This is a genomic window from Pseudomonas sp. 14A, from assembly GCF_018132745.1.
Lineage (GTDB): Bacteria > Pseudomonadota > Gammaproteobacteria > Pseudomonadales > Pseudomonadaceae > Aquipseudomonas > Aquipseudomonas mercuritolerans.
Window position 1 is genome coordinate 199,225 of the sequence record NZ_JAGRQJ010000014.1, and the last position, 13,519, is coordinate 212,743.

Here is a 13,519-nt window from a genome sequence, read left to right on the forward strand (position 1 = left end):
GCTATGGAATTCACGATTCAACACTTTATTGCGCTTGCGCCACTGTTGATCACCAGCCTCACCATTATCGTGGTGATGCTGGCAATCGCCTGGCGCCGCAACCACTCGCAGACCTTCCTGATTTCGGTGGCGGGTCTGAACCTGGCCCTGCTGTCGATCCTGCCTGCGTTGAAAGTCGCGCCTCTGGCCGTGACCCCGTTGCTGCAAATCGACGCCTTCGCCTGCCTGTACATGGCGATGATCCTGGTCGCCACCCTCGCCTGCGTCACCCTCGCCCACGCCTATCTCGGTGATGGCGGTTCGGGTTACCCGGGCAACCGCGAAGAACTGTATCTGCTGATCCTGATGGCCGCCGCCGGTGGTCTGGTCCTGGTCAGCGCGCAGCACCTGGCCGGGTTGTTCATCGGTCTGGAACTGCTGTCGGTACCGGTCTACGGTCTGGTGGCTTACGCCTTCTTCAACAAGCGCTCGCTGGAAGCCGGCATCAAGTACATGGTGCTGTCGGCTGCCGGTTCCGCGTTCCTGCTGTTCGGTATGGCGCTGCTCTACGCCGACGCCGGTTCGCTGAGTTTCGTTGGCATCGGTCAGGCCCTGGCCGCGACCGGCCTGCCAAGCCCGCTGGCGCAACTGGGCCTGGGCATGATGCTGATCGGTCTGGCGTTCAAGCTGTCGCTGGTACCGTTTCACCTGTGGACGCCGGACGTCTACGAAGGTGCACCGGCACCGGTGGCGGCGTTCCTCGCTACCGCTTCGAAGGTCGCAGTGTTTGCGGTGATGGTGCGTCTGTTCCAGCTCTCCCCTGCCGCCAGCAGTGGCGTGCTGAGCGATGTGCTGAGCGTGATCGCGGTCGCCTCGATCCTGTTCGGTAACCTGCTGGCCCTGACCCAGAGCAACCTCAAACGTCTGCTCGGTTACTCGTCGATTGCGCACTTCGGCTATCTGCTGATCGCGCTGGTGGCGAGCAAGGGTCTGGCGGTGGAAGCCATCGGCGTCTATCTGGTGACTTATGTCATCACCAGCCTGGGCGCGTTCGGCGTAATCACCCTGATGTCCTCGCCGTACAACGGCCGCGACGCTGACGCGCTGTACGAGTACCGCGGCCTGTTCTGGCGCCGTCCGTACCTGACTGCCGTGCTGACCGTAATGATGCTGTCCCTGGCCGGCATCCCGCTGACCGCCGGCTTCATCGGCAAGTTCTACATCATCGCCAGCGGCGTCGAAACGCGTCAGTGGTGGCTGGTTGGCGCACTGGTACTGGGCAGCGCCATCGGCGTGTTCTACTACCTGCGCGTGATGGTCACCCTGTACCTGATCGAGCCAAACCTGCGTCGCCACGACGCCCAGCTGCACTGGGAACAGAAGGCAGGCGGCGTGATGCTGCTGGCCATCGCCCTGGTCGCATTCTTCCTGGGCGTGTACCCGCAGCCATTGCTGGTGCTGGTACAGCAGGCGGGTCTGGCGGGCTGATTGCTCGGCTGATCTGGCTGGAAATGAAAACGGCACCTTCGGGTGCCGTTTTTTGTTTGTAGCAGAAGTCGATATCGCCGGAGTTTGTGCAAGCGTCATCGCGGGCAAGCCCGCTCCCACAGGTGTGTGTGTCGCTCATAGCATCCGGGTGCATCGCACACCCTGCAGGAGTGAGCCTACTCGCGATGGCGTCCTACAAGTCGATTGATATGCTAACCGACCCACCGCTTTCGCGAGCAGGCTCGCTCCCACGGGGATCTTGGGTGTCATCTATTTTCGGGTATACCCGATCCAATGTGCGAGCGAGCCTGCTCGCGAAAGCGGCAGATCAGGCAGCAAAAAAAACGGCACCTTCCGGTGCCGTTCGCTTCTCACATTTCCAATATCATTTACGCGCATCCGCCCACGATTTCAGCAGTTCGCTATAGCTAACGGTTTCGCCCTTCGGCTTCTCATTGGCCAGTTTCGGCTTCGGTGCGCCCGGCTGATCGAACCAGTATTGCGCATCGCGCTCAGGGTTCATCTTCGGCGCGCAAGTGGCCTGGGCCTTGGAGCGTTCGAGGCGTTCCATGATGCGGTCCTGATCCTTGGCCAGGCCATCGAGCGCTTGTTGCGGTGTTTTCTCGCCGCTGGCGGCTTCGGCGATATGGCTCCACCACAGTTGAGCGAGACGTGGATAGTCGGGCACGTTGGTGCCGGTCGGCGACCATTGCACGCGGGCCGGGCTGCGATAGAACTCGACCAGACCACCGAGTTTCGGCGCCAGATCGGTCATGGCCTGCGAGTTGATGTCCGACTCGCGAATAGGGGTCAGACCGACGATGGTTTTCTTCAGCGAAACAGTTTTCGACGTGACGAACTGCGCGTACAGCCACGCCGCGAGTTTCTGTTTCTCAGGCGTGGATTTCATGAACGTCCACGACCCCACATCCTGATAGCCGAGCTTCATGCCCTCTTCCCAATACGGACCTTTAGGCGACGGCGCCATGCGCCATTTCGGCGTGCCGTCGGCGTTGACCACCGGCAGGCCGGGTTTGGTCATGTCGGCGGTGAACGCGGTGTACCAGAAGATCTGCTGGGCGATGTTGCCCTGCGATGGCACCGGGCCGGACTCGGAGAAGGTCATGCCGGCCGCTTCCGGTGGCGCGTATTTCTTCAGCCAGTCGACATATTTGGTGGTGGCAAACACGGCCGCCGGGCCGTTGGTGTCGCCGCCACGGGTCACGCTTGAACCAACCGGATGACAGTCCTCGACGCGGATGCCCCACTCGTCCACCGGCAAGCCGTTGGGCAGTCCCTTGTCGCCGCCACCGGCCATGGAGAACCAGGCATCGGTGAAGCGCCAGCCCAGCGACGGGTCTTTCTTGCCGTAATCCATGTGGCCGTAGACGCGTTTGCCGTCGATTTCCTTGACGTCTTCGCTGAAGAATTTGGCAATGTCTTCATAGGCCGACCAGTTCACTGGCACGCCTAATTCGTAGCCGTATTTTTCCTTGAACTTGGCTTTCAGATCGGCGCGCTCGAACCAGTCAGCGCGGAACCAGTACAGGTTGGCGAACTGCTGGTCGGGCAGTTGATAGATTTTGCCGTCCGGCGCGGTGGTGAAAGAGATGCCGATGAAGTCCTTGATGTCGAGGGTTGGCGAAGTGAAATTCTTGCCCTCATTGGCCATCAGGTCGGTGATCGATTCGGTCTTGCCGTAGCGAAAGTGCGTGCCGATCAGGTCGGAGTCGTTGACCCAGCCGTCATAGATGTTCTTGTCCGACTGCATCACCGTCTGCATTTTCTCGACCACGTCGCCTTCCTGCAGCAGGTCGTGGGTGAGTTTGATCCCGGTGATTTCGCTGAAGGCCTTGGCCAGCACCTTGGACTCGTATTCGTGGGTGGTCAGGGTTTCGGAAACGACCTTGATGTCCATGCCGCGAAACGGCTCGGCGGCCTTGATGAACCACTTCAGTTCTTCGAGCTGCTGTTCGGCCGTCAGGGTCGAGGGCTTGAACTCGCTGCCGATCCATTTTTTTGCAGCATCTTCGTAGGCGTCGGCCCAGGCAGATGCGCTCAGACCGCTGAGTGCCAGCATGGCTGCCAATGAAATGCTATGTCGCAGCTTATTGTTTTTATCGAACATAGAGACCTCCTGTTTAAGTTGTGGAGCCGCGTTGCCGAACGATTCGACTAGCCCCAACGCATCACAGCCAACAGCCACACCAGGGACAACGCGGACGCCACCCAGATGCTCCAGTCGGTGACGCCGATTACCAGCAAATGCAGGTAGGCGCTGCCGAGAAGACCGATAAACAAGCGATCGCCACGGGTAGTGGCAATCGGCAGAAACCCGCGCCGCAGAATGCTCGGCGAGCGCAATTCCCAGGTGGTCATGCCCACCAGAATCAGACCGATGCCGATGAAGAACGCGGCGGTCGGTGTCGTCCAGCTCATCCATTCCATCATCAGCTCCTCAGACTCGACCGAGGGCAAAGCCCTTGGCCACGTGGTTGCGTACAAACCAGATCACCAGCATGCCCGGCAGGATGGTCAACACCCCCGCCGCTGCCAGCACGCCCCAATCGATCCCCGACGCCGACACCGTGCGCGTCATCACTGCCGCAATCGGCTTGGCGTTGACCGAAGTCAGCGTGCGCGCCAGCAGCAGCTCGACCCAGGAAAACATGAAGCAGAAAAACGCCGTGACACCGATACCGGAACCGATCAACGGGATGAAAATCTTCACGAAGAACTTGGGGAAACTGTAGCCGTCGATGTAGGCCGTTTCGTCGATCTCCTTGGGCACGCCAGACATGAAACCTTCGAGAATCCACACCGCCAGCGGCACGTTGAACAGGCAGTGCGCCAAAGCCACGGCGATGTGCGTGTCGAACAGGCCGATCGACGAATACAACTGAAAGAACGGCAGCAAGAACACCGCCGGCGGCGCCATGCGATTGGTCAGCAGCCAGAAGAACAGATGCTTGTCGCCGAGGAAACGATAGCGTGAAAACGCGTAAGCCGCCGGTAACGCCACGCTCAGGGAAATCACCGTGTTGAGGCTGACGTAATACAGCGAGTTCAGATAGCCGGTGTACCAGCTCGGATCGGTGAAGATCACCTTGTAGTTCGCCAGCGTGAAGTCCTGTGGGAAAAGCGTCAGGCCGCCGAGGATTTCGGTGTTGCTCTTGAACGACATGTTCAGCAGCCAGTAGATCGGCACCAGCAGGAACAGGATGTACACCAGCAACGGAATAAGCTTTTTCTTGCTCATGGCCGGGCCTCAGCGGTTGGCGTCGGAGTGCGTCATGGCGGTATAGAACAGCCAGGACACCAACAGGATGATCAGGAAGTACACCAGCGAAAACGCCGCTGCCGGACCGAGGTCGAATTGCCCTACGGCCATCTGCGTCAACGTCTGACTCAAGAAGGTCGTGGCATTGCCCGGCCCGCCACCGGTGAGCACGAACGGCTCGGTGTAGATCATGAAACTGTCCATGAAGCGCAGCATCACCGCGATCAGCAGCACGCTTTTCAGCTTGGGCAACTGAATGTGGCGGAACACCGCCCACGCCGAGGCGCGATCGATGCGCGCGGCCTGGTAATAGACGTCGGGAATCGCCCGCAGGCCGGAGAAACACAACAGCGCGACCAGAGAAGTCCAATGCCAGACGTCCATCACCAGCACCGTCACCCAGGCGTCCATGGTGTTGGCCGCGTAGTTGTAGCTGATGCCCATCGCGTTGAGGCTGGAACCGAGCAGGCCGATGTCGGCGCGGCCGAAGATCTGCCAGATGGTGCCGACCACGTTCCACGGAATCAGCAGCGGAATCGCCAGAATGATCAGCACCACCGAGGACCAGCGGCCCTTGGTCGGCATGGTCAGCGCGACGGCGATGCCCAGCGGGATTTCGATCAGCAGCACGCACGCCGAGTAGATGAACTGGCGCAGCAGCGAGTCATGCAGGCGCGGATCAAGCAACACTTGTTTGTACCAATCGGCACCGACGAAGTAGCGGCTGGACTGGTCGAAGATGTCCTGCACCGAATAGTTGACCACGGTCATCATCGGGATCACCGCACTGAACGCCACCAGCAGGAACACCGGCAACACCAGCCACCAGGCCTTGTTGTTCTGCACCTTGTTCATGGCTGCACCTCCTCGTCGCTGACTTCCAGGAGAAATTCGTCGGCATAGACCATCAGCCATTGCGCCGGGAAACTGATGTAAGCCGTGCCCTGCGGCACCGGTTTGTCTTCGGCCAGACGCACCTTCAACGGCGCGCCGTCGAGGTTGAGAGTCATGATCTTGTAGGTGCCGAGGTCTTCGACGTGTACGACTTTGGCCTGCATGGCGTCGTCAAACGGCTCGTCCCACACATGAATGAACTCCGGGCGGATGCCGACCTTGAGATTTTTCCACTGGCCGTGCTCGATATGGCGCTGCAAAGCGTCGGACAACGGCAGGTGCGTCGAGGCGAAACCGACGCCCCCGGGCTGCGGCTGCACCTCGATCAGATTCATCCCCGGACTGCCGATGAAATAGCCGACAAAGGTGTGGCTCGGCCGCTCGAACAATTCCCGTGGCGTACCGAACTGGACGATCTGGCCGCCGTACATCACCGCGATCTTGTCGGCGAACGTCGAGGCTTCAAGTTGGTCGTGGGTGACGTAGACCATGGTGATGTTGAACTGCTCGTGGATCTGCTTGAGCTTGCGCCGCAGTTTCCACTTCAGGTGCGGGTCGATCACCGTCAGCGGCTCGTCGAAGAGGATTGCCGAGACGTCGTCGCGCACCAGGCCACGGCCCATGGAGACTTTCTGCTTTTCGTCGGCAGTGAGGTTGCGCGCCTTCTTGCTCAGCAGATTCTGCAGATCGAGCACTTCGGCAATTTCCTGCACCTTGCTGTGCACTTTCGCCTCGGCCATGCCCTGGTTTCGCAGCGGGAAGGCGAGGTTGTCGAACACGGTCATGGTGTCGTAGACCACCGGAAACTGGAAAACCTGGGCGATGTTGCGCTTCTCCGGGGTCAGGTCGTTGACCGCTTTGCCGTCAAACAACACGTGGCCCTGGGACGGGCTGAGCAGGCCGGAAATGATGTTGAGCAAGGTCGACTTGCCGCAACCGGACGGGCCGAGCAAGGCGTAGGCGCCGCCCTGCTCCCAGACGTGATCCATCTCGCGGATCGCGTAATCCTCCGCGCCACTGGGGGTTTTGCTGTAGCTGTGGGCGAGGTGCTGCAAACGGATTTCGGCCATCAGGCAACCCTCGCGACACGCCGGCCCGGTGCTTGCACCAGACGGCCCTGCGCATCGAAAACGAACAGTTTGTGGGTCGGGATATAGATGCGGATCGGTGCATCGACGTCGTATTCGTGAACCCCCGGCAAGTGCAGCACCAGCAGGAAATGCTCGTTGCGCACATGCAGGAAGGTTTCCGAACCGCTGATTTCGGCGACCTCGACGGTCACCGCCAGTTCGAGGTCGTCATCGTTGCTCGGCACCAGCGAGATATGGCTGGGGCGCACGCCGAAGCGGAACTCGCCCTCGCCTACCGGGCGCAGATCGACGTTCAACGGGAAGTGCACAAAATTGGCGAAGCTGACTTCGTTGCCGGCGATGCGTCCCGGCATCAGGTTGATCGGTGGTTCGGAGAACAGTTCAGCGGCGAGCACCGATTGCGGCTGGTGATACACCTCGGTCGACGGCCCGCTCTGGATCACCCGGCCTTCGTGAAGAATGGTCGTGGTGCCGCCGAGGGCCAGCGCTTCGTTGGGCTCGGTGGTGGCGTAGATGGCGATGGTGTGACGGGCCTTGAACAGCTCGCGCATTTCCTGACGCAGCTCTTCGCGCAGCTTGTAGTCGAGGTTGACCAATGGCTCGTCGAAGAGGATCAGTTCAGCATCCTTGACCAGCGCGCGGGCCATGGCCGTGCGCTGTTGCTGCCCACCGGAGAGCTCCAGCGGATAGCGCTGCAAGAACTTCTCGATGCGCAGCATGCGTGCGGTTTCCTGCACCTTGCTGTGGATGATCTCTTTCGAGATGCCGGCCTGACGCAGTGGCGAGGCGATGTTCTCGAACACCGTCATGGTCGGGTAATTGATGAACTGCTGATAGACCATCGACACGTTGCGCAGCCGCACCGGGCGCTGGGTGACGTCGACGCCGTTCATCAGCACGCGGCCGCTGTCGGGCTTGTCGAGGCCGGCCATCAGGCGCATGAGACTGGTCTTGCCGGACAGGGTGCGCCCGAGCAGAACGTTGAAGGATCCGGGTTCGAATTTCAGGCACGCATCGTCGATCCAGATCTGGCCCTCGACGGTACGGCTGACGTGCTCCAGGGTGAGTGACATGGCTCGGCCTTTGTTATTTTTGGAGTCAAGCGACCGGAGCAACAGAGCGACATTCGTGCCAGAAATGGCAAGTGCTTGATTTGCCTTGAGAAGCAGTGTTTACGGGGGCAAGCGGCGTTCACAGCTGAACACTTTTGAACAGTCGGGGTGATTGACAATGAACAATAGTGAACAACACTCTATGCACGCTTTTGCCGACCTTGAATGCGATAGAGATCCCCTGTGGGAGCGAGCCTGCTCGCGAAAGCGGTGTGTCATTCAATGAATCCATTGACTGAACCGAAGCTTTCGCGAGCAGGCTCGCTCCCACAGGGGGATTTGTGTAGTTTTGAAGATCGGGTTCATAACAATAATAAAATCGCTGCACTCAGAGGCTCGCCCCATGGCCGCACCTGCTTCGCCGCTGTCCCACGACGCGATCGTCCAGACCTCCTGGCAACGTTGCCGCGCGTTCGGCCTCGACCACCAAAGCGCCCCGGCCTTCGATCAATTGCCCGCCGCCGGCATTGCGCGGTTGCTCGACAGCCATCGTTCGCTGGTGCAGACCACGCATCAGGAAGTCCTGCCCTATTACGAAAACATCCTCAGCAATTCCAACTGCCTGATCATGCTCGCCGACAATCAAGGCCAAGTGCTGACCTCGTGGGGCACGCAGCGCTTTATCGAACCGAGTCTGGCCCGGGGCTTTCAGGCCGGGGCGAGCTGGATGGAGCGCAGCAGCGGCACCAACGCGATCGGCACCGCACTGGCCTGTGAGCAGGCGGTGCACATCGAACACGACGAACACTTTCTCAAGGCCAACCGCTTCATGACCGGCTCCGCCGCGCCGATTTTCGACGCCGAGCGCAAGGTCATCGCCGTGCTGGATGTGTCCAGCGACAGCTACCTGCCGCCCTCGCACACCCTGGGCATGGTCAAGATGATGAGCCAGACCGTGGAGAACCGGCTGATCCTCAACCTGTTCCACGGCCAGCATTTTCAACTGACCTTCAACACCGGATTGAACAACCTCGACAGCCAATGGGCCGGGTTGTTGATCTTCGATGAGAGCGGCCAAGTGCTCTCGGCCAATCGCCGGGCCGACAATCTGCTCGGTGTGCGTCTGTCGCGCGTGAGTGTCGAAAGCCTGTTCAAAGTGTCATTGCTGGAGTTGATCAATCAACCCGAGGGCTTGCCGTTTGCCTTGCAGACTTCGGGGCGCAACCGCTTCCAGTGCTTGCTGAAACGGCCGAAACAGACGCCGGTGCAGGCGCGGGTATTTGTCGCCGAGGACAAGCCTGCGCCAGCCAGCGCGATCAGCCTCAATACGCTGCATTTCGGCGACAGTCGCGTGGAAAAAGCCGTGCGCCAGGCCGAGCGCTTGCTGGAGAAAGACATTCCGTTGTTGATCCACGGCGAAACCGGGGTCGGCAAGGAAGTCTTCGTCAAAGCCTTGCACCAGGCCAGCTCGCGAAGCAAACAGGCATTCATCGCGGTGAACTGCGCGGCGATCCCCGCTGAACTGGTCGAGTCCGAGTTGTTCGGTTACGAGAAAGGCGCGTTCACTGGGGCCAACCAGAAAGGCAGCATCGGCCTGATCCGCAAGGCCGACAAAGGCACGCTGTTTCTCGATGAGATCGGTGACATGCCGCTGCCGACCCAGGCGCGTTTGTTGCGCGTGTTGCAGGAGCGCTGCGTGCAGCCGGTGGGTAGCAGCGAGTTGTTTCCGGTGGATTTGCGGATTATCTCGGCGACCAACCGATCGTTGCGCGAGCAGGTGCAACTGGGCAGATTTCGTGAGGATTTGTATTACCGCATTGGTGGCCTGACCCTGGAACTGCCGCCGTTACGCGAACGCAGCGACAAGCAGGCGCTGTTCAAACGGCTGTGGGAGCAACATCGCGAGCCGAAGCAATGGGCGGGGCTGAGCCCGGAGGTATTGGAGCTGTTTGAAAAGCACCCGTGGCCGGGGAATTTGCGTCAGGTCAGCAGCGTGATGCAAGTGGCGCTGGCCATGGCCGAAGAACAACCGGTGCGGCCTGAGCATCTGCCGGATGATTTTTTTGTCGACCTGGAGATGGAGCCGGTGGAGACGGCGGCGCCGTTGGGGCTGGATTTGAATGATGTTGAAGCGCTGAATCGCGAGTTGAAGGCGGCCGGAGGGAATATTTCGCACCTGGCGCGGCGGTTGGGGGTGAGTCGGAATACGCTGTATAAGCGGTTGCGGCAAATTGGCAACTGAGTACACCCCTTTGCCCCTCACCCCAGCCCTCTCCCCGAGGAGAGGGAGCCGACCGAGGTGTCTTGCGTTATACATCGACCTGAAAAACACGCGTCGATTATGGATTAGGCGAACATCGTCCTGTTCGGCTACTGCATCAACCCCTTGCCCCTCACCCCAGCCCTCTCCCCGAGGAGAGGGAGCCGATTGGGGGATATTCGAGAGATGCGCCGACCTGATCTGGCTTCACCGAATCCATAATCGACTCGGTCATTCAGGTCGGCGTATAGCAAAAGACACCTCGGTCAGTTCCCTCTCCCTCTGGGAGAGGGTTAGGGTGAGGGGCTTTTGGCTTTTGAATCAGTCAGCCAGACGCCAGGTAGTCCCACCCTTGCCATCTTCCAGCACCACGCCCATCGCCGTCAGCTGATCACGAATCCGGTCCGACTCGGCCCAGTCTTTCGCCGCCCGAGCTGCCAGGCGCGCCGCAATCAGTGCATCGACTTCAGCCGCGTCGACCCGCCCTTCAGCACCGGCCTGCAGGAAGTCATCCGCCTCCAACTGCAACACACCCAACACGCTCGCCAGTTCTTTCAGACGTGCCGCCAGCCCCGCCGCTGCATCGAGATCGCTCTCACGCAGACGGTTGATCTCACGCACCATCTCGAACAGCACGGCGCAGGCTTCAGGGGTGCCGAAGTCGTCGTTCATCACCGCGGTGAAACGCTCGACAAACGCTTCGCCGCCCGCCGGCGCCACGCTCGGCAGGCCTTTCAACGCGTGGTAGAAACGCTCCAGTGCGCCCTTGGCGTCCTTGAGGTTGTCTTCCGAGTAGTTGATCGCGCTGCGGTAGTGGCTCGATACCAGCAGGTAACGCACGACTTCCGGGTGGTACTTGTCGAGCACGTCGCGGATGGTGAAGAAGTTGTTCAAGGACTTGGACATCTTCTCGCCATTGATGCGAATCATCCCGCAATGCATCCACGCATTGGCGTAGGTCTTGCCGGTGGCCGCTTCGCTCTGGGCGATTTCGTTCTCGTGGTGCGGGAACTCCAGGTCGCTGCCGCCGCCGTGAATGTCGAAAGTCTCGCCGAGGCAGCAGGTCGACATCACCGAGCATTCGATGTGCCAGCCCGGACGCCCGGCGCCCCATGGCGATTCCCAGCTCGGCTCGCCCGGCTTGGCAGCTTTCCACAGGACGAAGTCGAGCGGGTCTTCCTTCGACTCGTCGACTTCGATGCGCGCGCCGATGCGCAGGTCTTCGATCTTCTTGCGCGACAGCTTGCCGTAGCCCATGAACTTGGCGACGCGGTAGTACACGTCGCCATTGCCCGGGGCGTAGGCGTAGCCCTTGTCGATCAGGGTCTGGATCATCGCGTGCATGCCGGCGATATGATCGGTGGCGCGCGGTTCCATGTCCGGCTTCTGGATGTTCAGGCGCGCTTCGTCTTCGTGCATCGCGGCGATCATGCGCTCGGTCAGCGCTTCGAACGATTCACCGTTCTCGCGGGCACGATTGATGATCTTGTCGTCGATGTCGGTGATGTTGCGCACGTAGGTCAGGTCATAACCGCTGAAGCGCAGCCAGCGCGTCACCAGGTCGAACGCGACCATGCTGCGGCCGTGGCCGAGGTGGCAGTAGTCGTACACGGTCATCCCGCAGACGTACATGCGCACCTTGTTGCCATCCAGCGGCTTGAAGACTTCTTTGCTCTTGGTGAGCGTGTTGTAGATCGTTAGCACGTTAGTTCCTTGACTCACTCACTGGCCCCACGAATCACGCAGGGTCACGGTACGGTTGAATACCGGCTGACCGGGTTTCGAGTCCTTCAGGTCCGCGACGAAGTAGCCTTCGCGCTCGAACTGGAAACGGTCTTCCGGCTGTGCACTGCCGAGCGATGGCTCGGCACGACAACCGGTCAGCACTTGCAGCGAGTCAGGGTTGATGTTGTCGAGGAAGCTGGCGCTGTCTTCGGCCTTTTCCGGGTTCGGCGAACGGAACAGGCGATCGTACAGACGCACTTCGCACTCGACGCTGGCGGCGGCCGGCACCCAGTGGATCACGCCTTTGACCTTGCGCCCTTCCGGGTTCTTGCCGAGGGTGTCCGGGTCGTACGAGCAACGCAGTTCGACGATGTTGCCGTCGGCGTCCTTGATCGCTTCGTCGGCACGGATCACGTAGCTGCCGCGCAGACGCACTTCACCGGCCGGTTCCAGGCGCTTGTAGCCCTTCGGCGGCTCTTCCATGAAGTCTTCACGGTCGATGTAGATTTCCCGGGCGAACGGCAGCGCGCGCACGCCCATGTCTTCTTTCGGGTGGCGTGGCAGTTCGAGGTTTTCGACCTGGCCTTCCGGGTAGTTGGTGATGACCACTTTCAGCGGACGCAGCACGCACATGGCGCGCGGTGCGCTGTGGTCGAGGTCGTCGCGGATGCTGAATTCGAGCATGCCGAAATCGACCACGCCGTCGGAACGGTTGGTGCCGATCATTTCGCAGAAGTTGCGGATCGATTTCGGCGTGTAGCCACGGCGGCGGAAGCCCGACAGCGTGGACATCCGCGGATCGTCCCAGCCATTGACGTGCTTCTCGTCAACCAGTTGCTTGAGCTTGCGCTTGCTGGTGATCGTGTAGTTCAGGTTCAGGCGGCTGAACTCGTACTGGCGCGGGTTCGCCGGCACCGGCAGGTTCTCCAGGAACCACTCGTACAGCGGACGATGGCTTTCGAACTCGAGGGTGCAGATCGAATGCGTGATGCCTTCGATGGCGTCCGACTGACCGTGGGTGAAGTCGTAGTTCGGGTAGATGCACCACTTGTCGCCGGTCTGGTGGTGATGCGCGTGGCGGATGCGATACATGATCGGGTCGCGCAGGTTCATGTTCGGCGAGGCCATGTCGATCTTCGCCCGCAGCACGCGCGCGCCGTCCGGGAATTCACCGGCCTTCATGCGCGCGAACAGGTCGAGGTTCTCTTCCACGGTGCGGTCACGGAACGGGCTGTTCTTGCCCGGCTCGGTCAGGCTGCCACGGTATTCCTTGGCCTGCTCGGGGGTCAGGTCGTCGACGTAGGCCTTGCCGGCCTTGATCAGCTCGACGGCCCAGTCGTGCAACTGGTCGAAATACTGCGAGGCGTAGCGCACTTCACCGGACCATTCGAAGCCCAGCCATTTGACGTCGCTTTCGATGGCGTCGATGTATTCCTGATCTTCCTTGGCCGGGTTGGTGTCGTCGAAACGCAGGTGCGTGACGCCACCGAACTCCTGGGCCAGGCCGAAGTTGACGCAGATCGACTTGGCGTGGCCGATGTGCAGGTAGCCGTTGGGCTCCGGCGGAAAGCGAGTCACGATCTGGGTGTGCTTGCCCGAGTCCAGGTCTGCCTGGATGATCGGCCGCAGGAAGTTGACCGGCACGGCAGGGCCGGACTTGGCATTCGAGGTAGGGTCGACAGTGGGCTTGCTCATAGGATCCTTGACGTACAGGTGCGCGGCCGCAAAGAGGGGCCAGACAAAACAAAGC

At 60.6% G+C, this 13,519-nt stretch carries 10 protein-coding genes; 2 read left to right on the plus strand and 8 right to left on the minus strand.

Going from position 1 to position 13,519, the window contains the following annotated elements; translation table 11 throughout:
- Positions 1–3 precede the first annotated feature (3 nt).
- The gene (nuoN, locus tag PS14A_RS15605; protein WP_024013420.1) at positions 4–1,467 is read left to right on the plus strand and encodes an NADH-quinone oxidoreductase subunit NuoN; all 1,464 of its coding nucleotides are present in this window, start codon (positions 4–6) and stop codon (positions 1,465–1,467) included.
- A 385-nt stretch (positions 1,468–1,852) separates the two neighbouring features.
- Here the strand turns inward: nuoN and PS14A_RS15610 are convergent, their stop codons facing one another.
- The 6 genes from PS14A_RS15610 to PS14A_RS15635 are packed head-to-tail and all read right to left on the minus strand — an operon-like array spanning position 1,853 to position 7,805.
- Positions 1,853–3,595 (minus strand): ABC transporter substrate-binding protein, encoded by a 1,743-nt coding sequence (locus PS14A_RS15610; protein ID WP_016775286.1) that lies wholly within the window; start codon positions 3,593–3,595, stop codon positions 1,853–1,855.
- Between the two features lie 47 nt (positions 3,596–3,642).
- Positions 3,643–3,915: a DUF2160 domain-containing protein gene (locus PS14A_RS15615; protein WP_038861868.1), complete on the minus strand. Its 273-nt coding sequence runs from the start codon at positions 3,913–3,915 to the stop codon at positions 3,643–3,645.
- A 10-nt stretch (positions 3,916–3,925) separates the two neighbouring features.
- Positions 3,926–4,726: a carbohydrate ABC transporter permease gene (locus tag PS14A_RS15620; protein ID WP_024013421.1), complete on the minus strand. Its 801-nt coding sequence runs from the start codon at positions 4,724–4,726 to the stop codon at positions 3,926–3,928.
- A gap of 9 nt (positions 4,727–4,735) precedes the next feature.
- A complete protein-coding gene (locus tag PS14A_RS15625) occupies positions 4,736–5,602 on the minus strand; it encodes a sugar ABC transporter permease (RefSeq protein ID WP_007912484.1) in 867 nt (288 codons plus the stop codon).
- Positions 5,599–6,711, minus strand: coding sequence for an ABC transporter ATP-binding protein (locus tag PS14A_RS15630; RefSeq protein WP_041477087.1), 1,113 nt, complete (start codon positions 6,709–6,711; stop codon positions 5,599–5,601). The genes PS14A_RS15625 and PS14A_RS15630 overlap by 4 nt, the downstream gene beginning before the upstream one ends.
- Positions 6,711–7,805: an ABC transporter ATP-binding protein gene (locus PS14A_RS15635; protein ID WP_016775291.1), complete on the minus strand. Its 1,095-nt coding sequence runs from the start codon at positions 7,803–7,805 to the stop codon at positions 6,711–6,713. The genes PS14A_RS15630 and PS14A_RS15635 overlap by 1 nt, the downstream gene beginning before the upstream one ends.
- A gap of 382 nt (positions 7,806–8,187) precedes the next feature.
- Here PS14A_RS15635 and PS14A_RS15640 point away from each other — a divergent pair, with 382 nt between their 5' ends.
- A complete protein-coding gene (locus tag PS14A_RS15640) occupies positions 8,188–10,026 on the plus strand; it encodes a sigma-54-dependent Fis family transcriptional regulator (RefSeq protein ID WP_212616671.1) in 1,839 nt (612 codons plus the stop codon).
- A gap of 339 nt (positions 10,027–10,365) precedes the next feature.
- On the opposite strand, the gene cysS is transcribed toward PS14A_RS15640, so the two are convergent.
- On the minus strand, positions 10,366–11,748 hold the full coding sequence (cysS, locus tag PS14A_RS15645) for a cysteine--tRNA ligase (protein WP_212616672.1): 1,383 nt from the start codon (positions 11,746–11,748) through the stop codon (positions 10,366–10,368).
- Positions 11,749–11,766: 18 nt separating this feature from the next.
- On the minus strand, positions 11,767–13,464 hold the full coding sequence (locus tag PS14A_RS15650; protein ID WP_212616673.1) for a glutamine--tRNA ligase/YqeY domain fusion protein: 1,698 nt from the start codon (positions 13,462–13,464) through the stop codon (positions 11,767–11,769).
- Between the last annotated feature and the right edge of the window lie 55 nt (positions 13,465–13,519).

Coding starts and splice junctions, on each gene's coding strand:
- PS14A_RS15630 (WP_041477087.1), bottom strand. CDS start 6,711: ATGGCCGAAATCCGTTTGCAGCACCTCGCCCACAGCTACAGCAAAACC.
- PS14A_RS15620 (WP_024013421.1), bottom strand. CDS start 4,726: ATGAGCAAGAAAAAGCTTATTCCGTTGCTGGTGTACATCCTGTTCCTG.
- PS14A_RS15635 (WP_016775291.1), bottom strand. CDS start 7,805: ATGTCACTCACCCTGGAGCACGTCAGCCGTACCGTCGAGGGCCAGATC.
- PS14A_RS15610 (WP_016775286.1), bottom strand. CDS start 3,595: ATGTTCGATAAAAACAATAAGCTGCGACATAGCATTTCATTGGCAGCC.
- PS14A_RS15625 (WP_007912484.1), bottom strand. CDS start 5,602: ATGAACAAGGTGCAGAACAACAAGGCCTGGTGGCTGGTGTTGCCGGTG.
- nuoN (WP_024013420.1), top strand. CDS start 4: ATGGAATTCACGATTCAACACTTTATTGCGCTTGCGCCACTGTTGATC.
- PS14A_RS15640 (WP_212616671.1), top strand. CDS start 8,188: ATGGCCGCACCTGCTTCGCCGCTGTCCCACGACGCGATCGTCCAGACC.
- PS14A_RS15650 (WP_212616673.1), bottom strand. CDS start 13,464: ATGAGCAAGCCCACTGTCGACCCTACCTCGAATGCCAAGTCCGGCCCT.
- PS14A_RS15615 (WP_038861868.1), bottom strand. CDS start 3,915: ATGGAATGGATGAGCTGGACGACACCGACCGCCGCGTTCTTCATCGGC.